This window comes from Bellilinea caldifistulae, assembly GCF_001306055.1.
Classification (GTDB): Bacteria; Chloroflexota; Anaerolineae; order Anaerolineales; family Anaerolineaceae; genus Bellilinea; species Bellilinea caldifistulae.
Window position 1 is genome coordinate 109,743 of sequence record NZ_LGHJ01000019.1, and the last position, 21,429, is coordinate 131,171.

General features: G+C 50.3%; 22 protein-coding genes. 13 read left to right on the top strand and 9 right to left on the bottom strand.

The window, feature by feature from the left end:
• Positions 1-80 precede the first annotated feature (80 nt).
• Genes AC812_RS13855 through hypE form a run of 11 tightly spaced genes read left to right on the top strand, consistent with a single transcriptional unit; the run spans position 81 to position 11,061 of the window.
• Complete coding sequence (locus tag AC812_RS13855; protein ID WP_061917539.1) at positions 81-2,039, top strand: molybdopterin-dependent oxidoreductase; 1,959 nt, start codon at positions 81-83, stop codon at positions 2,037-2,039.
• Positions 2,040-2,075: 36 nt separating this feature from the next.
• Positions 2,076-2,618 (top strand): NADH-quinone oxidoreductase subunit B family protein, encoded by a 543-nt coding sequence (locus AC812_RS13860; protein WP_061917542.1) that lies wholly within the window; start codon positions 2,076-2,078, stop codon positions 2,616-2,618.
• Between the two features lie 15 nt (positions 2,619-2,633).
• The gene (locus tag AC812_RS13865) at positions 2,634-4,058 is read left to right on the top strand and encodes a Ni/Fe hydrogenase subunit alpha (RefSeq protein ID WP_061917545.1); all 1,425 of its coding nucleotides are present in this window, start codon (positions 2,634-2,636) and stop codon (positions 4,056-4,058) included.
• A 1-nt stretch (position 4,059) separates the two neighbouring features.
• Positions 4,060-4,605: a hydrogenase maturation protease gene (locus AC812_RS13870; RefSeq protein ID WP_061917548.1), complete on the top strand. Its 546-nt coding sequence runs from the start codon at positions 4,060-4,062 to the stop codon at positions 4,603-4,605.
• Positions 4,606-4,663: 58 nt separating this feature from the next.
• Positions 4,664-5,215 (top strand): cyclic nucleotide-binding domain-containing protein, encoded by a 552-nt coding sequence (locus AC812_RS13875; protein WP_061917551.1) that lies wholly within the window; start codon positions 4,664-4,666, stop codon positions 5,213-5,215.
• Between the two features lie 56 nt (positions 5,216-5,271).
• Positions 5,272-5,631, top strand: coding sequence for a hydrogenase maturation nickel metallochaperone HypA (gene hypA, locus AC812_RS13880; RefSeq protein ID WP_061917554.1), 360 nt, complete (start codon positions 5,272-5,274; stop codon positions 5,629-5,631).
• Positions 5,628-6,299, top strand: a complete 672-nt coding sequence (gene hypB / locus AC812_RS13885) for a hydrogenase nickel incorporation protein HypB (protein WP_061917557.1) — start codon at positions 5,628-5,630, stop codon at positions 6,297-6,299. Before hypA ends, hypB begins: the two co-directional genes overlap by 4 nt.
• On the top strand, positions 6,296-8,608 hold the full coding sequence (gene hypF / locus AC812_RS13890) for a carbamoyltransferase HypF (RefSeq protein ID WP_061917560.1): 2,313 nt from the start codon (positions 6,296-6,298) through the stop codon (positions 8,606-8,608). The genes hypB and hypF overlap by 4 nt, the downstream gene beginning before the upstream one ends.
• Before the next feature lies 1 nt (position 8,609).
• Positions 8,610-8,867, top strand: coding sequence for a HypC/HybG/HupF family hydrogenase formation chaperone (locus AC812_RS13895; RefSeq protein ID WP_061917563.1), 258 nt, complete (start codon positions 8,610-8,612; stop codon positions 8,865-8,867).
• A gap of 11 nt (positions 8,868-8,878) precedes the next feature.
• Positions 8,879-9,991 carry a hydrogenase formation protein HypD gene (gene hypD / locus AC812_RS13900; protein WP_082149121.1) on the top strand — a complete coding sequence of 371 codons (1,113 nt, stop codon included), beginning with the start codon at positions 8,879-8,881 and terminating at the stop codon, positions 9,989-9,991.
• A gap of 29 nt (positions 9,992-10,020) precedes the next feature.
• Positions 10,021-11,061: a hydrogenase expression/formation protein HypE gene (gene hypE / locus AC812_RS13905; RefSeq protein ID WP_061917945.1), complete on the top strand. Its 1,041-nt coding sequence runs from the start codon at positions 10,021-10,023 to the stop codon at positions 11,059-11,061.
• A 5-nt stretch (positions 11,062-11,066) separates the two neighbouring features.
• Here the strand turns inward: hypE and AC812_RS13910 are convergent, their stop codons facing one another.
• On the bottom strand, positions 11,067-12,572 hold the full coding sequence (locus AC812_RS13910) for a serine hydrolase (RefSeq protein ID WP_061917566.1): 1,506 nt from the start codon (positions 12,570-12,572) through the stop codon (positions 11,067-11,069).
• 6 nt (positions 12,573-12,578) lie between these two features.
• Entirely contained in the window at positions 12,579-13,535 is a 957-nt protein-coding gene (locus AC812_RS13915; protein WP_061917569.1) for a hypothetical protein, read from the bottom strand.
• Between the two features lie 86 nt (positions 13,536-13,621).
• On the opposite strand from AC812_RS13915, the gene AC812_RS13920 reads away from it, so the two are divergent.
• Both AC812_RS13920 and AC812_RS13925 read left to right on the top strand, forming a co-directional pair.
• Positions 13,622-14,422 (top strand): class I SAM-dependent methyltransferase, encoded by an 801-nt coding sequence (locus tag AC812_RS13920; RefSeq protein ID WP_061917571.1) that lies wholly within the window; start codon positions 13,622-13,624, stop codon positions 14,420-14,422.
• A gap of 3 nt (positions 14,423-14,425) precedes the next feature.
• Positions 14,426-15,088, top strand: coding sequence for a PIG-L deacetylase family protein (locus AC812_RS13925; RefSeq protein WP_061917574.1), 663 nt, complete (start codon positions 14,426-14,428; stop codon positions 15,086-15,088).
• Between the two features lie 58 nt (positions 15,089-15,146).
• Here AC812_RS13925 and AC812_RS13930 read toward each other — a convergent pair whose 3' ends face one another.
• From AC812_RS13930 to sufC, 7 genes are all read right to left on the bottom strand, one after another.
• Positions 15,147-15,485 (bottom strand): Rieske (2Fe-2S) protein, encoded by a 339-nt coding sequence (locus tag AC812_RS13930; RefSeq protein ID WP_061917578.1) that lies wholly within the window; start codon positions 15,483-15,485, stop codon positions 15,147-15,149.
• 6 nt (positions 15,486-15,491) lie between these two features.
• Complete coding sequence (locus AC812_RS13935; protein ID WP_061917581.1) at positions 15,492-15,890, bottom strand: iron-sulfur cluster assembly scaffold protein; 399 nt, start codon at positions 15,888-15,890, stop codon at positions 15,492-15,494.
• A 13-nt stretch (positions 15,891-15,903) separates the two neighbouring features.
• Positions 15,904-17,148, bottom strand: coding sequence for a cysteine desulfurase (locus tag AC812_RS13940; RefSeq protein ID WP_061917584.1), 1,245 nt, complete (start codon positions 17,146-17,148; stop codon positions 15,904-15,906).
• Between the two features lie 33 nt (positions 17,149-17,181).
• Complete coding sequence (locus AC812_RS13945) at positions 17,182-17,475, bottom strand: hypothetical protein (protein ID WP_061917587.1); 294 nt, start codon at positions 17,473-17,475, stop codon at positions 17,182-17,184.
• A gap of 143 nt (positions 17,476-17,618) precedes the next feature.
• The gene (gene sufD, locus AC812_RS13950) at positions 17,619-18,977 is read right to left on the bottom strand and encodes a Fe-S cluster assembly protein SufD (protein ID WP_061917590.1); all 1,359 of its coding nucleotides are present in this window, start codon (positions 18,975-18,977) and stop codon (positions 17,619-17,621) included.
• Positions 18,978-19,028: 51 nt separating this feature from the next.
• Positions 19,029-20,441, bottom strand: coding sequence for a Fe-S cluster assembly protein SufB (gene sufB / locus AC812_RS13955; protein WP_061917593.1), 1,413 nt, complete (start codon positions 20,439-20,441; stop codon positions 19,029-19,031).
• A 41-nt stretch (positions 20,442-20,482) separates the two neighbouring features.
• Positions 20,483-21,262 (bottom strand): Fe-S cluster assembly ATPase SufC, encoded by a 780-nt coding sequence (gene sufC, locus AC812_RS13960; protein ID WP_061917596.1) that lies wholly within the window; start codon positions 21,260-21,262, stop codon positions 20,483-20,485.
• Between the last annotated feature and the right edge of the window lie 167 nt (positions 21,263-21,429).

Consider the following 21,429-nt stretch of genomic DNA (forward strand, 5'->3'; position numbering starts at 1 on the left):
ATGAGAATGTGTGGTTTAACGGTAGCGGTATTTACAAGCAAAGAACCATTCATAAATCATTGAGAAGGAGAGTGTCTGGAATGATTACGCTAACCATTGACGGTCAACAGATTCAAGTTCCGGAAGGCACCACAGTGCTCAATGCCGCCCGAAAAGCCGGAATTCACATTCCAACCTTATGCGATCACCCCCACCTGAAACCTTACGGTGGATGCCGGTTGTGCATGGTTGAAATAGAGGGTTTCCGCACCTTGCAGGCTTCCTGCACCATACCGGCAACCAACAACATGGTCGTTCGCACCACCTCAGAGCAGATTCGGAAAGCCAGAAAGTTTGTCCTCACCTTGATATTCAGTGAGCGCAACCACTTTTGCCCCTACTGCCAGGTCAGCGGCAGCGATTGTGAATTACAAAATGCCGCCTACGGCGAGGGAATGACTCACTGGCCATTGCAGCCCAACTGGCAGCCTTATCCGGTGGATGCTTCCCACCCCTACTTCATCCTGGAACACAATCGCTGCATCCTGTGCCGGCGTTGCATCCGGGCCTGTGCGGAACTGGTCGGTGCAAACACGCTGGGCGTTGAAGAACGTGGTGCAAAGACCTTTGTGATTGCGGATCTGAATGTCCCGTTAGGAGAAAGTTCCTGTGTCTCTTGTGGAATGTGCGTCCAGGTCTGCCCTACGGGCGCGTTGATTGACCGTCGCAGCGCCTACCGCGGCCAAAACACCACCGTAGATCATCAGCAGACGCTGTGTTTGGGTTGTTCGGTTGGTTGCGGTGTGGATATCCTCACCCGTGATCAACAATTAATTCGGATTGACGGCAATTGGGACGCCCCGGTCAATCAAGGGGTCACCTGCAAAGTCGGTCGCTTCTATCCGGCTTTTGATGACCGCGAACGATTGAAGACACCCCTGCTCCGTAAAAACGGCAGCCTGCAGCCCGTTACCTGGGAAGAAGCACTGGAAGCCGCAGCGGAGAAGATTAAGACTGCTTCCGGCAATGGTATCGCTGCGGTTGCTTCTACCCGCCTGCCGCTTGAAAGCCTGGTCATCTTCCGCCAGTTATTCGCCGAACATTTGCGCAGCGCGGTGGTCACATCTACTGATGAAGGAAGCCGCACCGCAATCCTCTCCAAATGGGCTGAAAAACTGGGGAAGCCATTTGAAGGCAAGATTGATCAGGTCCACGAAGCCGGAGCATTCCTGGTCATGGGGGCCGATCTCGTCAATGAGCATGAGGTTTTGGGATTCTTCATCCGCAGACGCTTCCCCGAAGGGATTAAGTTGATTGTGGTGGATGAAGATCAAAATCACCTCGGTGATCTGGCGCATTGTGCCTTGATCCCTCAAAAGAAAACCCAACCTGCACTCCTGAAGGGGTTGATCGCCGCAGTAGCCAAACTCGGACAGAATCAAGTCCCGTTTAGCGGTCAACCGGATGAAGAAGTGCAAAAAGCCAGCAGTACTTGCGGTGTGGCTTCGGATCTGCTCCTGGAAGCAGCCTTCCAGTTGACCAACAGCGAGAAACCGATCATCATCTACGATCCAGCTGCCATAAACGATGATGTGATGGACTTGCTGATCACCCTGAGCCAGACAACTGGGGCCGCAATGATCAGCATCAAAGGCGGAGCCAATGCTCTGGGGGCTGCTCAACTGGATCTGGATAAAACTCTCAAATTAAACGGCCAGCAGGTGGCTTTCATTGCCATCGGCGATGAAGAACCCAAAGAAAGACTGATTCAGCAGCTCGAAAAGTGCTCCAGCATCATCGTACAGGCCAGTTACCACTCTCGCCTAACCGCAATGGCCGATGTTGTCTTTCCGGTAGTCAACTGGCTGGAACAGGACGGGCATTTCATCAACCTCGATGGACGCTTACAAACCGCTGCAAAAGTCCTTCAACCGGCTGAGACCGTTTGGACAAATGAAGCGGTTCTATCTGCGCTTGCAGATAAACTGGGTACATCCGTAGAGAGTGACTGGAAAAACGTGATTTCGATGCGGCCCTCTCCAGTCAGCATCGCCATCTGAGATTTATTGGAAAGGATTTTGGAAGGAGGATCACTAATGAGCAAACCGAAAGTAGCTTCTGATTGGATGGCAGGTTGTGCTGGCTGTCACATGTCCTTATTGGATATGGATGAACGTATTGTTAAGATTGCTGAGCTGGTAGACTTGCGTTCCACACCAATTACCGACCTGAAACACCCCGATGAGACCGGCGTTGACGTAGGCATTCTGGAAGGTGGCATTAACAACACCAGCAACGAAGAAGTCGCTAAAATGATGCGCAAACGCTGCAAGATTCTGGTTGCATTGGGTGATTGTGCCGTTTTTGGTGGTGTTCCGGCGATGCGCAACTTCTTCACCATTGAAGAGACCCTGCGTCGCGCCTACGTCGAAACGGAAAGTACCGATGCAGAGGGAAAAATTCCCGATGATCCTGAACTGGCTCGTCCGACCCGCGTGCGAGCCGTCCATGAGGTCGTACCGGTGGACATTTTTGTGCCGGGTTGCCCGCCAGATGCAGATACCATTTTCTATGTGCTTTCAGAACTGGCACAGGGCCGCAAGCCGGTTTTGAAAGACGACAAACTGCACTGGCACTAAGAGGAGGTGTTCACAATGACTACTCAGAAAATCACAATTGAACCAGTGACCCGTATTGAAGGCCACGCCAAAGTAACCATCCATCTAAACCCGGATGGAAATGTGGAACGGGCTTACCTGCACATCAACGAATTTCGCGGCTTCGAAAAGTTCTGCGAAGGGCGCATGGTCTTTGAAATGCCCACCATCACCCCTCGCATTTGTGGAATTTGCCCGGTTTCGCACCATTTGGCAGCTGCAAAGGCGGGGGATGAAGTTTATGGCTCTCCCCCTCCGCGCCCGGCTCAATTGTTGCGGGAATTGATGCACATGGGGCAGATCATTCAAAGTCACGGGATGCACTTCTTCGAACTTGCCGGTCCGGATTTGCTCCTTGGCTTTGATGCTGACCCGGCTATACGCAATGTGGTGGGTTTGATTCAGACCAATCCCGAACTGGCTTTGAAAGCCGTCAATTTACGTAAATACGGCCAGGAGATCATCCACATCCTTGGCGGGCGGCGGATTCATCCCGTTTTTGCCGTCCCCGGCGGCGTCAACAAAGCCTTGAAGACTGCCGAAAGAGATACCATTTTGGCCGGACTGGATGAAGTCATCTCCACCATCCAAATGGGGATTCAAATCTTCAAGGGCTGGGCTGAGAAAAACCGCGAAGACATTGATAAATTCGCCGTTTTCCCAACCGGCTATCTTGGCCTGGTCAAACCCGGTAACACCCTCGAATTGTACGATGGAGAAGTCCGCCTGATTGATGCGAGTGGAAAACAATTGGAGTTATTTGACGGCCGTAAGTATCTGGATTACATCGCCGAACACGTCGAATCGTGGTCTTACTTGAAATTCCCCTACTACAAGAAGATGGGCTACCCGGCCGGCGTTTACCGTGTAGGGCCATTAGGCCGACTGAACGCCAGTGATCGAATAGCCACCCCGCTGGCAGATGCCGAATTGCGCGAGTTCAAAACCCTCAACAACGGAAAACCGGTTGAAAACACCCTGTATTACCACTACGCCCGGCTGATCGAAGCCCTCTATGCCGCCGAGAATGTCCGGCTCTTATGTGAAGACCCGGATATCCTCAGCACCGACATCCTCAACACCCGCCAGAACTTCAAAGGCGAAGGGGTTGGTGTCATCGAAGCGCCGCGTGGGACCTTGTGGCATCATTATTGGGCAAAACCCAACGGCCAGCTCGAGCGGGTCAACATGATTGTAGCCACGGGCAACAATAACTGGGCAATGAGCCATGCCGTGGATAGCGTTGCCAAGACCTACATCAACGGTCAACAAATCCGCGAAGGCCTGCTTAACCGCGTAGAAGCCGCCGTGCGAGCCTATGATCCTTGCCTTTCCTGCTCCACTCACGCCGTCGGACAGATGCCCATCATGGTGGAGATGCTGGATCATCAAGGTAACCTCGTGAAGACCATCTCAAGGTAGTATGCAAACCGATTCAGCGTACCCTCCGCAGCAGGTTCCAGCACAAACTTCGCAGCCGGAACCTGCTGCTCAAAGAATCCTCTTACTGGGATACGGTAACCTCGACCGGCAGGACGATGGAATTGCCTGGCATATCCTCAGAAGAGTAGCCGAAAACCTGGATGCTCAATTACCAGCCGTACCTGAACAATACCAGTATGAAGTTTCTCCTACCATTACAATCGGTTTTGCACTTCATCTGATCCCTGAACATTCCGAATGGCTGAGTCAGGTGGAACGAGTACTCTTTCTGGATGCTCACACCGGTACCATCCCGCAGGAAATTTGCTTTACCCCCCTGAATGCCCGCTTTGAGCCATCACCGTTCACCCATCATTTGACCCCGGCGACCTGTCTGGCATTATGTGCCGCTTTGTACCAAAAAGTACCACAGGGTGCCTTATTGTCGGTGCGGGGCTATGAATTCAATTTCAGTCAATCCCTCTCTCCGGCTGCCAGCCAACTGCTTGAACCCGCAGTTAAACAGGTAATGGACTGGCTTGGTTGAACGTCAGGTCAAATTTGGTGACATGTTACCCACCTGAATGATGACGCAGGTCACTTTAATGAATATGGTATTCGGTGTTACAAAAGTAGATAACTACAAGACCGATTTGTACCCCATGCAAACATCCAGCCTGATTGAAACTCTGCGGACAATTCCCTGGTTCCTGGATCTTAAACCCCAGCAAATTGAAGCGCTGGCTGGGATTTCCTCCATTGTACATTACAAAGAAGGCACAGCCATCTTTTGTGAAGGTGATCGAGTGGATAATATCTACATCATCCTCTCCGGCCAAATTGGCGTGGATATGGCTGTGCCTTCCCGTGGAATTGTGCGCATCACCACCGCTGAACCATTGGACATCATCGGCTGGTCCAAATTGACCCCGGTTGTGCGACAACGCACAGCCTCCACAATTGCCCTGAAGGATTCAACCCTGCTTGTCCTGAATGGAGATGAATTAAATCGGCTTTGCGAAGAAGACCCTCGCCTTGGATATGTCATTATGCGGCGAGTTGCCAATGTGGTTGCCAGTAACCTCCTCACGATTAAACTGCAATTGATGGACTTGATCCTTCAATCATCCAGCGAAACGGACGTTAAAACCAGGTAAGACAATATATTCAGGGGTTTTTACTCCGAATTCTCTTAATGGTAGAATAAAACATCATGCACGAGCTAGCCGTAACCGAATCCGTGTTGGAGATCGCTCTTCGCCACGCCGGTCAGGTCAATGCTGACCGGGTAACCGATATTTATCTGGTGATTGGAAGATTGTCCAGTATCGTGGATGATTCGGTGCAATTTTACTGGAACATCATCGCTGAAAATACACTTTGTCAGAATGCAAACCTGCATTTCAAACGTGTTCCAGCCCGCTTGAGATGCGTTGATTGTCAATTGGAATTCGAAGTTCAGGATTCTCTCTCTCCCTGCCCCCAATGCGGTGGCTATCACATAAATGTCATTGGCGGCGAGGAGTTTTATGTCGAATCAATCATTGTCGAAAAAGAAGGAGCAACTGTATGACTCCAACCCGTGTTCCGGTTGTCGAAAAAATTTTAGATGCAAACGATCAGGTTGCCCAGCAAAACCGGGCATTGTTTGACCATCATCGAACTTTTGCGATCAATGTTATGGCTTCACCCGGCGCCGGTAAAACCACCTTCATCCTCAAAACATTGGAAGGACTGTCTCCCAGATACCGTATGGCAGTCATCGAAGGGGATACCGCCCCCGTGACGATTGATGCCGATAAGATATCTGCTTTGGGTTTACCGGTTGTTCAAATTAACACTGGCGGAGATTGCCATTTGGACGCCGTGATGCTTCATGCGGGTTTACAATCCCTGCCATTGGATGGTGTTGATATCGTCCTAATCGAAAATGTTGGGAATCTGATCTGTCCGGCTGCTTTCAAATTAGGCTCACATCTCAATCTACTGGTTGCAAGCACGCCCGAAGGGGACGACAAACCATACAAATACCCGAATATGTACCGTGGAATTGATGTCTTGATCATCAATAAAATGGACCTGATCCCTTACATTGATTTCAACATGGCCTATTTCCAACAGGGAGTAGAAATACTCAACCCCGGCCTACGCACTTTTCCGGTTTCGGCAAAAACCGGCGAGGGAATGTCTGAATGGATTAACTGGCTGGATGAGGTAGTTCAACAACACCGTAAAAAATGAATGTGGAAGCCGTAGCCGTTCGAGTTTTGGTTCGTGGAATTGTCCAGGGGGTTGGTTTCCGCCCGTTTATTTACAGCCTTGCCCAAAAATACCACCTGAAAGGCTGGGTGCGCAATACTTCCGGCAATGTGGAAATTCATCTCGAAGGCACCTCCAACCATGTGGATCAATTCTTGTTCGAACTACAAAACCGGCTGCCGCCGCTCGCCCGCGTTGATTCGTTGCAAGTCATCAACACATTGCCTGAAAATCCGGATGATTTTCGAATTCTTTCCAGCCAAAGCGATCCCACTCAATTCCAGCCCATCTCACCGGATACTGCCATATGCGCCGACTGCCGCCGCGAATTATTTGATCCGGCAAACCGCCGGTTTCGATATCCATTTATCAACTGCACCAATTGCGGTCCGCGCTTCACAATCATTCAGAGTTTGCCTTATGACCGGCCGAATACCACCATGGCCGGCTTTGAAATGTGTGATACCTGCCGGGAAGAATACCAAAACCCGCAAGACCGCCGTTTTCACGCCCAGCCGATTGCCTGCCCCGAGTGCGGCCCGCAGGTTTGGTTTGAAGTTGAGGGTCGGCCAACGGCTTGTAAAGAAGCTGCCATTCAAACTGCCCGGGAGTGGATTAAGCAAGGGAAAATCCTTGCCATCAAAGGACTGGGAGGATTTCATCTTGCCTGCGATGCCACCAATCCACAAGCCGTTCAAACGCTGCGCGAACGCAAACAGCGTAGCGATAAGCCTTTTGCCCTGATGGCTTTCGATACAAAAACAATTGAAGAGTACTGTCTGATCAGCCCACAGGAAAAGGAATGGCTTGAGTCCCGTTTTGCACCGATTGTTCTCCTTCAACCCCGTCAACCTGAAGGTTTAGCCGCTAATGTCGCCCCTCGCCAACGGCGGTTGGGTTTCATGCTGGCCTATACTCCCCTGCACCTTTTATTGACCGAGCCGGAAGAAGGTTACCCGCCCGTTTTAGTGATGACGAGCGGTAACCTCAGCGATGAGCCGATTGCGTACCGCGATGATCAGGCCCGCCGTCAACTGGCTTCACTGGCGGATGCCTTTCTGTTCCACAACCGGGAAATTCACATGCGGGTGGATGATTCGGTGGTTCAATCCCATCGTTCAAAATTGTATTTTATTCGCCGTTCTCGCGGCTTTGCACCCGATGGGTTGATGATTAATCAGGATTTACCTCCAGTACTGGCAGTTGGTGCTGAGTTAAAGAACGCCTTTTGCCTTACCCGCGGTCAATATGCCTTCCTCAGTCACTACATCGGAGATATGGAAAATTACGAAACATTCCAATCTTTTGAAGAAGGCATTTCACATTACGAGCGTGTGTTCCAAATCAAGCCTCAGGCAATTGCCAGTGACCTGCACCCGGACTATCTGGCAACGCGCTACGCCATTCAACGCGCCAGAGACCAAAACCTTCCCCTTGTTCAAGTTCAACATCATCATGCTCACTTAGTCTCCTGTCTGGGAGATAACCAATTCCCCGCCGAGCAGCAAGCGATTGGCGTGATTCTGGATGGTACCGGTTACGGAAGCGACGGCGCAATTTGGGGCGGTGAGTTTTTACTGGGCAACCGCGCCGGCTTTCAGCGATGGATGCACCTTAAATACGTTCCTCTGCCGGGAGGCGACGCGGCCACTCGCAGGGTCAGCCGAATTGCCCTGGCACACCTCTGGTCAGCCGGTTTGGATTGGGAAGCAGACCTGCCGCCTGTCGAAGCGCTCTGCGAGGAGGAAAGAACCATCCTGCGTACCCAGTTAGAACACCGGATAAACACCCCCCTGACCTCCAGCATGGGACGACTGTTTGATGCTGTGGCTGGCTTGTTGGGCATCCGTGATCGAATTACCTACGAAGGACAGGCCGCCATTGAACTGGAAAATCTGGCGGATGAGCACGAGACAGGAATTTATCCATTTTCAATCAACAAGGATGAAATTGACCCGTCCATGCTTTGGGAAGCCATTCTGGCAGACTGGAGAAATGGTCTCTCACTGGCGGTGATTGCCGGTCGGTTTCATAACACGGTTGCCCAGATCATCCTCGATGCCGTCCAATCCATCCGTGAGATCAGTGGCGTTAACATAGTCGCATTGTCCGGCGGAGTGTGGCAAAACTCGTTACTTCTGAAGAAAACCATACCTCTTCTGGAAAAATCATCCTTTGAAGTCCTCACCCATCAGCGTGTTCCTGCCAATGATGGTGGAATTGCGCTTGGGCAGGCCTTAGTTGCTGCAGATCAACTTCATTCCTCTTCTTTCGTTCAGGAAGGATCGTAAAATGTGTCTTGGAATTCCCGGTAAAATTGTCGAATTATATCAACAGGCTGGCTTACGAATGGCAAAAATTGATTTTGGCGGTGTGCTTCGGGAAGCCTGTGTGGAAACGCTGCCCGAAGCCAAAGTCGGTGATTACGCCATCATCCACGCCGGGTTCGCGCTCAATCTTTTAGATGAGCAGGAAGCCCTCGAAACCCTCCAACTACTCCGCGATGCCGGCGTGCTCGATGAAGAATTGAATCCATCCTCTCCGACATAGGAACGAATCCAATGGACTTAAGTTTACTCAACCAGACTCTGCGGGATGAACGCCAGGTCAAGGCCGAAATTGAAAAAATCCGCCGCCGATTGACCCGCAGCTGGGTTCTGATGGAAATTTGCGGCGGCCAGACCCACGCAATTATGCAATCCGGGCTGGATCAACTTCTCCCCCCGGAAATTGAACTGGTTCACGGCCCCGGCTGTCCCGTTTGTGTGACTCCGCTGGAATTGATTGACAAGGCTTTGGCAATCGCTGCCCGCCCGGCAGTGATTTTCTGCTCCTTTGGGGATATGCTGCGCGTACCGGGCTCCAATCAGGATCTCTTTTCGCTGCGTGCCGGCGGGGCTGATGTGCGGGTCGTTTATTCACCATTGGACGCCGTAAAAATTGCCCAACAAAATCCGGAGCGGCAGGTGGTCTTCTTTGCCATTGGGTTTGAGACAACCGCTCCACCTAATGCAATGAGTGTGTTACAAGCCAAAGCTCTCGGCTTGAAGAACTACTCCGTGCTTGTCTCTCAGGTGTTGGTACCCCCTGCAATGCACGCCATCTTGTCCTCCCCACACAACCGCGTACAGGGCTTTCTTCTTGCCGGGCATGTTTGCACAGTCATGGGATATCAGGACTATCTACCGATTGCAGATCAGTACCGTGTGCCGATGGCTGTTACCGGCTTCGAGCCCCTGGATCTGGTTCGGGGCATTTATTCGGTTGTAAAAATGCTGGAACAGAACGAGGTGAGGGTCGAAAACGCCTACGCCCGCGTAGTCAAACCCGAAGGCAATCTGGCTGCTCAGGCCATCATCCAAAAAGTGTTTCAGCCGGTTGATCGCAACTGGCGCGGGATCGGCCGCATCCCGCTCAGTGGATGGGGTTTACGGCCTGAATTTTCTGAATTTGACGCCGAGCTTCGTTTTGATGTAGGAAACATTCAAACCAGCGAATCACCTCTGTGCATTGCCGGGCAGATCTTACAAGGTCTTAAGAAACCTTTCGACTGCCCCGCATTTGCCGATCCATGCACCCCGCAAAACCCGCTGGGAGCACCGATGGTTTCCGCTGAAGGGGCATGTTCTGCCTATTACCGCTTTGCCCGTAGTTCGGCATCCATGAAAGGATAACGACCATGTCAGAGGCTTCCTTTCCCTCCATGGAAGGGCCGGTTTGTCCCCTTCCGCTGAAGCATGATGACCAGATCATTTTAGGACATGGCAGCGGTGGACGCCTGACCCACGATTTAATCAAAAATATATTTTTACCCTACCTAAGCAGCCCTCCTCTCCTGAGCGGAGATGATTTCGCCCGCCTGACGAGACCGAACGGCGAAGTGGTCGTTTCTACCGATTGTCATATCGTCAGCCCGCTTTTCTTTCCCGGCGGCGACATCGGCAGATTGGCGGTATGTGGTACGGTTAACGACATTGCAGTCTCCGGCGCGCAACCTCTGTATCTGACCGCCGGTTTTATTCTAGAAGAGGGCTTACCGGTTCAAACGCTCGTACGGATTTTAGAATCCATGCGCATTGCAGCCCAGGAAGCCAGCATCCAAATTGTTGCGGGGGATACCAAAGTGGTGGAAAAAGGCAAAGCAGACGGGCTCTTCATCACCACAACCGGCTTTGGCTTTTTACCCGAAGGCAGAACCATCAATGGCAGTCAGGCTCAGCCCGGTGATGTGATCCTCGTATCCGGCAGCATGGGCGATCACGGTATTGCCGTCCTGGCAGAACGGGGTGAATTGGGATTTTCCGCCGAAATTCAGTCGGATGTCGCCCCGCTAAACGGTCTGATTCAGGATCTTTTAGCAGCTGCGCCGCATACCCACGTTTTGCGCGATCCCACCCGCGGTGGTCTGGCAACCACCCTCAATGAAATTGCAGCACAGAGTCAGGTTGGAATGCTGCTCTACGAAAACACCATTCCGATCAATCCTGCCGTTCAGGCCGCCTGCGAGATGCTGGGATTTGACCCTCTCTACATTGCCAATGAGGGTAAGATTATCGCCATCGTTCCTCCCGATGAAGCCGAGGCTGCCCTAGAGGCGATGCACCGCCACCCCTATGGAAAATCCGCAGCTCGCATTGGGGAAGTTACCCGTAACGATGCCGGGCGAGTTCTACTCAAAACCAGGATTGGGGCTACCCGCATCCTTGACATGCTGGCTGGTGAAATCCTGCCTCGTATTTGCTAAAAGATTTAGCGATATTGGAACTTGCCAAAGTTCCATTCAACCTGAAAATCCGGGTTCCAGGCGTTAAAAATTCTCTGGCTCAGGCGCGCCATCAGCATATTGGCGGGTTCAAATAACAATTGCTGCGGGTCATACAGGAAAATGACCAGCACATAATCCGTCTGTGGGCCAAAGACAATGCCAGCATCACTGATGGTGTGCAAGAGACCATCACTCTCTTCGCTCCAACCGTGTTTATGCGCAAAAGGGATACCCTCCGGTAAACCGGCTTGCCCCAACACACCAATTCGATTGCGCTTCATCATCTCTAACAAAAACGCACATTTCTCGGATGTAAGTTGACCGTTGGAGATTTCCACCAGTACCCCTTGATTTGATTCGGCACAGGAGTAAATCGCCCGCAGCATCTGTCCCATATCTCCGGCCGTGGTTTGATTGTACACATCCGGATTCAGGTTGATATCCACACGTTGATTGGCAGGGGTTTCAAATCGCCGCAAGAGCGGAGCTCCAAGGTAGAAATAACCCGCCAGAAAGGTATTACGAAAACCGGCGTTTTGTAAAAATTCGGTCACTTTCAGCGGAGCCAGTGTCGAACCAAGGTAAGTTTCCATCATTTGATCCGCTGGTGGATTTTCCGAGTAAACCATCATTCTTTCCGCCATCCGGATGAATTCATCTGGGAACGGGGGCTCAATTTGCATCAAAGCGGTCAGTAAAATGGGAATCTTGATGGTGGAGGCGGCTGAAAAGGCAATCTCCGCCGATACTTCCTGACCATCAGCAACGGCAAAATGCACAACTTGTTGTTCGGTCAAGTGGTAAGCAAATATTTCGGCAATTCCATTGAAATTGGCTTCCTTCAACTCGTTGATGAGCACTGCCTTGAGGAGGTTAGATCCCACTTGACTGGCGGGCTCATGCTTGACAACCAGTTCAATCTTTCGATTGAACGGATCGCGTAACACACCCTGAAAACGAGCCACCGATGCCTCCACGTCTAAATGTCTGCCTGAGACACCCGTCGAAAAACGACTGCTGCCCGGAAGAGGGAGAGGTGGAATGGAAGATATGTCGTATCGGCTGGCAATCTCGTCTTGCAGGTATGCCCTGAGTTGAGTTTCATCCAGCGAAAATTCAATCGGTAAAACCTTGGGCTGCTGCGGCTTGTTCCAGAGGTATGCCCAAAAAGAAAATGCGGAACTGTTTGATTGGAAGTTTTCCAAATTGTCGGGCAAATCTACCCGAAAACCCAGCCTCTCGGCCGATGCCTGAATCCTCTCGTTTTGGTAGTTCAATTCAATTGGGCTGAGATAAATCGCCAGAACGCGTTGGCGGGCTTGTTCTACCGTTAACCCGCCAACATTTACCACTCCCCACTGGCTGTTTGCCGGTAAGATGTCTTGAATTTGGCGGAGTTGCTGTTCGGCAAGCAAGACCAACCCGCCAGCAGCAAGGATGAAAAGAAGGGAAACCACCCGAAGAAATGGGATCCAGCGAAGATGTTTCACTCTGTTTTAACGATAACAATCAATCGAAACAGCCATAATTGGATCAATCAATGCTGGCCCTTCCACGGTCTTGATTTCAAGAATTGGGGTCACGTAAGAATAGCGCGCGGATAGTCCTTCTGGAACAAACACCCGAACCCCTTTGATATCGGTGTAAATCCAATTCTTTCCATCAAAGTGCCAGTGATCGGCTTTTCCCCCGAACAAGGCTGCGGCTCCCTGTTGAGTGGGTGGACAGCCATAAGAACGCCCCTGCCGTGCATATTGCGTAACCGTTGGAGGAGGTGGAATCAACTCTACCTTTTCCCCACTGATCAGGCCATTTACCGCCAGCAGGACACGATCAAATACACCGGTGGGATAGATCAGCAATACAACCACAACCAGCCCCATTATCAAGGCAATCAATGTCAAAATCCTTTCAAGGGATTTCGTGCGGACTGGTTCCTCAATGATTTCCATGATTCGATCAATCTGAATGGGATTCAGGCGTGGGTCTTTTTCCAGAATTTGACGTATTTCTCCTCGTGAATTTCCCAATTCAAGTAGTTTTCTGGCCTGCTTAACCGCCCGCTCAGGCGGTTCCGTTGAGGCTTCATGACCACCCCAATCATCCTTCATCAGATTGGTTCGACTGACGGGCTTGCCCGACCCGGTGACTGCAATCATCGCCGGCAAGTTCAAGCCCTCATTCTCAATCTTCGCTTTGATTTTTTCACGCAATGTTCCAAAGGGCATCCAAATCCCATACAAATCAACCCCTAACCCTTGCGGGTACTGAATCAGTCGAATTGAATCCCCGCTTTCAGAAACTTCAAATTCCGTGCCGCAAATCGTACAGTGAAGTAAATCGGGTACGCCCGCTTCACGAATAACCTCCAACCCTAAATGATCACAAACCGGACAATTCAAGCTTTTTGCCCAAAAGCCGAGAACAGACTGCATCGGGCGGATTTTTTCCATGGTCTAATTATACTGATTTGTATGTTTTCTTGACAATCCATTTAACTCCTTTATACTTATGTCATATTAAAACAGGAGCCTTGAGCATGAAATACGATTATCAGGAAACCACCAAAGATTTACTCAAAAGGATTGATATTCACTCAAAATTTGGCAGCCGCAATATTGATCAATGGATGCTCGAAATTTTGCCTCTCCAAAAGGGTCAAAAAATTCTGGATGTCGGCTGCGGCGCAGGCAAACAGTGCTTCTCATATTATGATCATCTGAATGGAGAAGCCGACATTCTGGGTGTGGATGTTAATCAGGAATTGTTGGATGAGGCAAAAGCCGAAAACCAACGCCGCAATGCCAACATTCAATTCAAAGAACTCGATTTCAACAAGCCGTTCGATCTTCCCGAAAACACCTACGACCTGCTTTCATGCTGTTTTGCAATTTATTACGCAGAGGATATCCCTTTCACCATTCGGGAAATGCACCGCGTTTTGAAGCCCGGTGGGGTACTCTTCACTTCCGGGCCAATGCCGGAAAACAAACAATTGTTTTACGATATTATCCGGGAAGCCACTCAACAACCCATTCCACCCATGCCCGGCAGCTCTCGCTACGCTAGTGAGATTTACTCAACCATCAAGAATACCTTTTCAAAAACCGAATTGCACATCTTTGAAAATCCTTTGACCTTTGAAACGGTTGAACCGTTCATTGAGTACACCCGCGCCTCACTCTCTGAAGACCGCCGTTTGTGGAAATCCTTCTTCCAGGATAAGGAAGACTTCAACCGCATCATGACCCAAATTGAAGAAACCGCCACCCGCCGATTGGAAAAAGACGGAAAATTGGTCATGACCAAAGTGGTCGGCGGTATTCTGGCAACCAAGTAACCTATGGGACAGGATTTGATTTTCTACGGGCGACGAGTTTTGTTCCTCGGCGCTCACCCGGATGACATCGAAATTGGCTGCGGGGCTTTGCTGGCGCAGATTGTGGATAAAACCGATATCCTCTGTGTTACCCTTTCAGATAACCAGAAAAATCCTGAACTGAAAAATCTGGTTGAGGAACATTATCACTCGATGGCTGTTTTGGGCGTACCGGCGGAAAAAGCCATCCTCGGGCAGTTTGAAACCCGCCGTTTTCCCCATTACCGTCAGGAAATTTTGGAATACCTGATCCAGATCAACCGTTCCTTCAAACCGGATTTGATTTTCGTTCACACCAAAGCGGACATCCACCAGGACCATGCTACCCTTACAGAAGAAGCCCTGCGGGCGTTTCGAGGAACGACAGTCTTGGGTTTTGATGTCATCCGCAGCAGCTACGGTTTTTTCCCGAGTTTTCTGGTGGAAGTGAGCGAATCGGCGGTCACAAAGAAAATTGAAGCCCTCCAACAGTATAAAACCTATCAAAATCGCTACTACTTTGACCCCGACATCACCCGTTCGACTCTCATTCGCAATGGTGCCATCTGCGAACGGCCCTACGCCGAAGGATTCGATATCCTCCGGGTTGTGGGGACTTTCGCCAGCCCAATCAATAATGGCACATAATCACATCTAAAGAAGAAGCCCCGCTTTGCTACAGCGGGGCTTCCTTTTCTTATCCGGATTAGTCCGGCACACCAACCTCAATGTCATTTTCGGTCACCCGAACGGGATAGGTGGGAATATCCACCACTGCCGGCAGGGAAAGCACCTTGCCATTCCGCACATCAAAGCGCGCCCCGTGACGCGGACAGATAATCTGATGTCCGTCTAATTCACCATCACCCAAAGGACCGTCATCATGGGTGCAAACATCCCCAATGGCAAAGTACTTTCCGGCAATATTGAATACCACAATGGAAACATCCCCAATTTCGACAAAAAGACGTTCCCCCGGCGGCAAATCTTCCACTTTTGCAACGGTGTAGAAAGAATAATCCGTCAAATCAATCGGCTCGGACATACGCTCTCACTCCTCAACAAGACTATCACTGGCTTCCCCCAGTCCATATACCCCGGCTTTGACCACTTTAAGCGGAAGCAAGGCACATTTCAGACGGACAGGCCCAAGTTCAATCCCCAGTAAATCCAGAACATCCTGTTTATTTAATTGTTTGACTTCGTCCAGAGTTTTACCGATGATGCTTTCCAAAAGCAAATCAGCCGAAGCCTGAGAAATGGCGCAACCATGACCGCTGAAGGCAGCCTCAACAACCCGTGAGTTTTCATCTACACGCAAATCAATGCGAATATGATCACCACATAAGGGATTTTCATCTTCAAAAGAAATATCATGCGGTTCAAGTACACCCCGAAAGAGAGGCTCTTTAAACCGCTCAATAATAATTTCGCGATAAAGATCATCCATTAGGGTTTGCCTTTCAGCCAAAAATCTTCTTTACTTTCGCAAGTCCGCGCACCAGTTGATCCACTTCCTGGCGGGTATTGTAAAGGTAAAAACTTGCCCGTGTCGTCGCTGGTAATCCAAATTTTTCGTGAAGCGGCATGGCGCAATGATGACCGGCCCGAACCGCAATTCCCTGACTATCTAAAATTTGTGATACATCGTGGGGATGCACCCCGCGCATCGTAAATGATGCGACTGCCCCTTTCTGATCAGCAGACGGGCCGTATAGGGTCAAGCCTTCAATTTCATTCAAGGCTTCCAGTGCATAGGAAATCAGATCATGCTCATGAGCCGCCACACGTTCCATGCCAATCCGGTTCAGGTAATCTATGGCTGCACCAAAGCCAATCGCTTCTGCAATGGCTGGTGTGCCGGCTTCGAATTTATGGGGCAAATCATTGGGGCTGAATCTACGCAAATGAACTTTTTTGATCATATCCCCGCCCCCTAAAAATGGTGGCATGGATTCCAACAATTCCTCTTTACCAAAAAGTACACCAATGCCGGTCGGTCCGAGCATCTTATGTGCTGAAAATGCCAGAAAATCCACATCTAAATCCTGCACGTTGACTGGAAGGTGCGGCACCGATTGCGCACCGTCCACCACTACCACAGCCCCGGCTTGATGAGCCAGTCGGGTCATTTCTTTGATCGGGTTAATCGTGCCCAGCACATTGGACATCTGGGTCATTGCGACAATTTTTGGTTTATGACTCAACAGCCGCTCAAACTCCTGCAGGTCCAGCAATCCTGCTTGTGTTACCGGAACAAAATCCAGCAATAATTCTTTTTCCTGCGCCAGAATTTGCCACGGGACCAGGTTTGAGTGATGCTCCATCTCGGTCAGCAAGACCCGGTCACCGCGTTGCAGGAACTTACGCCCCCAACTGAACGTCACCAGATTGATTGCCTCGGTGGTATTTCGAACAAAGATGATCTCTCGGCTTTTGCGCGCGCCGATAAATCCGGCAATTTTTTCGCGAGCCGCTTCATACTGAGCGGTGGCTTCTTCCGCAAGGGTATGCACCCCGCGGTGGATATTGGCATTACTTCTCTCGTAGTATTCGCTCATCGCCCGGATAACCGCCAGCGGCTTTTGTGAGGTAGCCGTCGAGTCCAAATAGACAAGCGGAACGCCTGGTGCAACTTCGCGTTTGAGGATTGGAAAATCCTCCCGTATTTGGATCACATCCAACCGCTCAGTTATTGTGGTGTTCATTCAAATCCTCATTCAGCCCAATAAGTTTTTCCGTTAATCCTGATTTGCCATCTCCGCTCGCGAGCCTTTTTTGGCGGGGAAGCGGATGTGAGGTGAATTTTGAGGGTACCAGAGGATATGGTCGGGCACCATCCAGCCATCGGTTAAGAAAACGTTGGTACGGAATTGTACAGCGACCATTTTTGGGTCAACCTGAACCACAATCCCTTTTAACCAACCGCGTACGCGTTGCCCCCCTTTTTCATGGTCACAATAGACCTCAACCGTATCCCCTACCTCGAAGGTTGTTTCCGGTTCCGGTGGGTTAATAAAAGGAACTCCAGCCATACCTTGCTCCATCTTAAGATTTTTTTTCAATCGGTTAATTTTATCACAAAGCCTTGGGCCTGTTGGACACCCATTCAGACAGGTGTACCCTTTCCGGTGATTAACCGGAAAGGGTAACCGTTTTTCGAATGATTTTAGAAAACTCAGCCGTGGTAGACTTCCATCTTTCGAGTGATTGCCTCCTGGAAGCGCTCTCGTACTCCTTCAAAGGGAATACGCTGCATGATTGGGTCAAAGAAACCTTCCACAATCAAACGCTCGGCCTCTACTTTGGGAATTCCTCTCGCCCTCAGGTAGAACACCTGATCGGGATCAATTTTTCCAACGGTTGCCCCATGAGTGCAGCGTACATCATCCGCCAGAATTTCCAGACCCGGAATCGAATCGGCCCGTGCATCCCGGCTGAGCACCAGATTCCGGTTTGCCTGATAACCATCCGTCTTCATCGCACCCGGAGCCACATAAATCATGCCTTGCCAGACCACCCGACTGCGGTCAATCAACGCCCCTTTGAAGAGTAAATCACTGGTGGTATTCGGTGCCAGATGATTTTGTTGAGAATCGTAATCCAGATGCTGCTGTCCATCTGTGAAATAAAAACCGGACATGCGCCCGCTGGCACCGCGTCCAATCAGGTCCAAATCGGCAAAATTCTTGGTTAACTGGCCGCCCATTGCGCCAAAGATCCAGTCCAGATTGCCATCAGCATCCACTTGTGAACGCTCGTGGGTGAAATTCCACACATTTTCACCCCAGGATTGCAATTCGACAAAACGCAGATTGGCACCTGCACCGACATGCACTTCCACCAGACCAACATGCAGGGTTTGACCGGCTTCGGTCGGCGAAGCATACTCATGCACATAAGTGGCCCGCGCTCCTTCTTCCAGCCATACGATAATATGGGAAATGTGTGCTAAATGAACACCCGGCCCCCATAAAAGGCTGTGAAGGGGCTGATCAATTTCCACATTACGGGGGATGTAAAGCAGTACACCAGTATCCGCCAAAGCGGCCGCAAGGGCTGCAAACTTACCTTCGGTGGGTTTGACCACTTTGTTCAACACTTTTTCCAGAATTTGCGGATACTTTTCTTCGGCTGTCCGCAAATCGGTAAAGACCACCCCTTTTTGAGCCAGCTCGGTAGAAAGGTTAACTTGCGAACCGCCGGGCATTAAGATGATTTGCCCGCCATGCTCCCCATCCGCAATGGGTCGCATTAATTCTTCCGGCAAGGGTGCTAAATCCAGGTAAGCTTCATTTTGCGGCAGGCGGAAAAGATCGGCTTCCAGACCGCGCAGGTCAGTCCGTCGCCACGCCTCTTCTTTGACCGTTGGCATGGGTAGCGATTGATAGGTTTGCCATGCCTGCAGGCGGTAATTACGGATGAATTCGCTCATACCTGCCGAGCGAACCATCTCCTGGCGGAATGCAAACTCTTTAACGGCGGCTTCATCTCGCCGCCGGGCACGGGTAACGATTTTCGGTGTTTCTTTGGTCATAGGTCTATTCAATCCTCTTTTCGTTGATATTACATGTCAACATTACCCGCATCACCCAATCGAACCTTCCATCTGCAACTGGATCAACCGGTTCATTTCCACAGCATATTCCATGGGCAGTTCTTTGACCAGTGGTTCAATGAAACCCGAAACGACCATGGTGGTAGCTTCTTCTTCACTCAATCCGCGGCTCATCAGGTAGAATAACTGCTCTTCTCCGACTTTGGATACGGATGCTTCGTGACCAATGGTTACATCCTGCTCGTCAATTTCGATGTAGGGGTAAGTATCCGAGCGAGATTGTGGATCCAGCAGCAATGCGTCACACACAACATTGGAACGGACATCTTCTGCCCCTTTGTAAACCTTCAACAAGCCGCGGTAAGAAGCCCGTCCGCCGCCTTTGCTGATGGATTTGGAGGTGATTTTACTGCTCGTATGCGGCGCAAAGTGAATCACCTTACCGCCGGCATCCTGCCACTGACCTGGCCCGGCAAATGCCATGGACAGGATTTCACCATGCGCCCCAGGCCCCATCAAGTAGCAGGATGGGTACTTCATCGTCACCTTCGAGCCGAGGTTGCAGTCCACCCACTCCATGGTGCCTTCTTCTTCCACAATTGCCCGTTGAGTGACCAGATTATAGACATTGGTTGACCAGTTTTGAATGGTGGTGTAGCGCACGCGCGCACCTTTTTTGACAATGATTTCGATCACACCACTGTGGAAAGAATCGGTCGTATACTGCGGCGCTGTACAGCCTTCCACATAATGCACCTGAGCACCTTCGTCAGCGATGATCAGGGTTCGTTCAAACTGACCGATATTGGCAATATTCAGACGGAAATAAGCCTGGAGGGGTAAATCCACCTTAACCCCCTTGGGCACATAAACAAACGACCCGCCTGACCAAACTGCACTGTTGAGGGCAGCAAACTTGTTATCCTCAATCGGGATGACCGTACCAAAATATTGCTTAAACAAATCGGGATGTTGACGAAGCCCATCTTCAATGCTCAGGAAGATCACCCCTTGTTTTTCGAGGTGTTCCTGAATGCTATGATAGACCATTTCCGATTCATACTGAGCACCAACCCCGGCGAGGAACTTTTGCTCAGCCTCAGGAATACCCAGCCGATCAAAAGTTTGCTTGATCGTCTGGGGAACCTCATCCCATGAACGCCCGGCCATTTCTGCTGGTTTTACATAATAAACAATCTCATCCAGATTCAGATTGGAAAGATCTGCGCCCCAAGTCGGGATCGGGCGTTGCAAAAAATGATTGAGCGCTTTGAGACGGAACTGGAGCATCCACTCCGGCTCGCCCTTCATTGCCGAAATTTGACGGACAACCTCTTCATCCAGTCCCTTGCGCGTTTTGAAAACGGATACATCCGGGTCTTGAAACCCGTAGCGATATTCCCCTAATTGCTCCAAAAAGTCCGTTTGCGGATCCACACTCATTTCAGCCTCCTGTTTGCCAGTAAAAAAGACCTAATTCTCAATCAGGCTGGGGTGCCGTTATCCACTTTTTCACGCACCCAGTCATAACCATGTTCTTCAAGGTGCAAAGCAAGATCAGCATCACCAGTCTCAACGATTCGACCATCCATCATTACATGCACCACATCCGGGCGGATGTAATTCAAGATACGTTGATAATGGGTAATCACCAGAACGCCCAAATTTTCACCGCGCAGAGCATTTACGCCTTCCGCCACAATTCGCAGTGCGTCAATATCCAGGCCGGAGTCAGTTTCGTCCAGAATGGCAATTTCGGGTTGCAACACAGCCATCTGTAAAATTTCTGCTCGCTTCTTTTCGCCACCCGAAAAGCCGTCATTCAAATAGCGCCCGGCAAAGGACGGGTCAACTTTCAACAGTTCCATTTTAGCTTTAAGTAACTTGCGGAATTCCGGAATCGGGATACCCTTGTCTTCCGGGTTCTGAGCCCGCCGGCGAGCGTTGACGGCAGTACGCAGAAAATTCGCAACCGTTACCCCGGGAATAGCAACCGGATATTGAAATGCGAGGAAAATACCCAGCCTTGAACGTTCATCCGGCTCCAATTCCAAGATGTTCTGTCCCTTAAAAATGACTTCCCCGTCTGTCACCTCATAGGCCGGATGCCCCATCAATGTATAAGCCAGCGTTGATTTTCCGGTGCCGTTTGGCCCCATGATTGCATGCACCTCGCCCTTCGGCAGGGTCAGATTGACACCTTTCAAAATTTCTTTACCTTCGATGCTCACTCTCAGGTTACGAATGATTAGTTCGTCGCTCATTTCAGGGTTGCTCCTTCAAATTTTTGTTTAAGTATAATGATCGTTGAATTTATTTCAATATCATTATAAAAATCTTGTATAATCCAAACACCAGACGGATTATAGCACAAAGCCGGATTAGGGTCAATATTTATCATAAATTTCTTATATATTGACAATTTTATCCG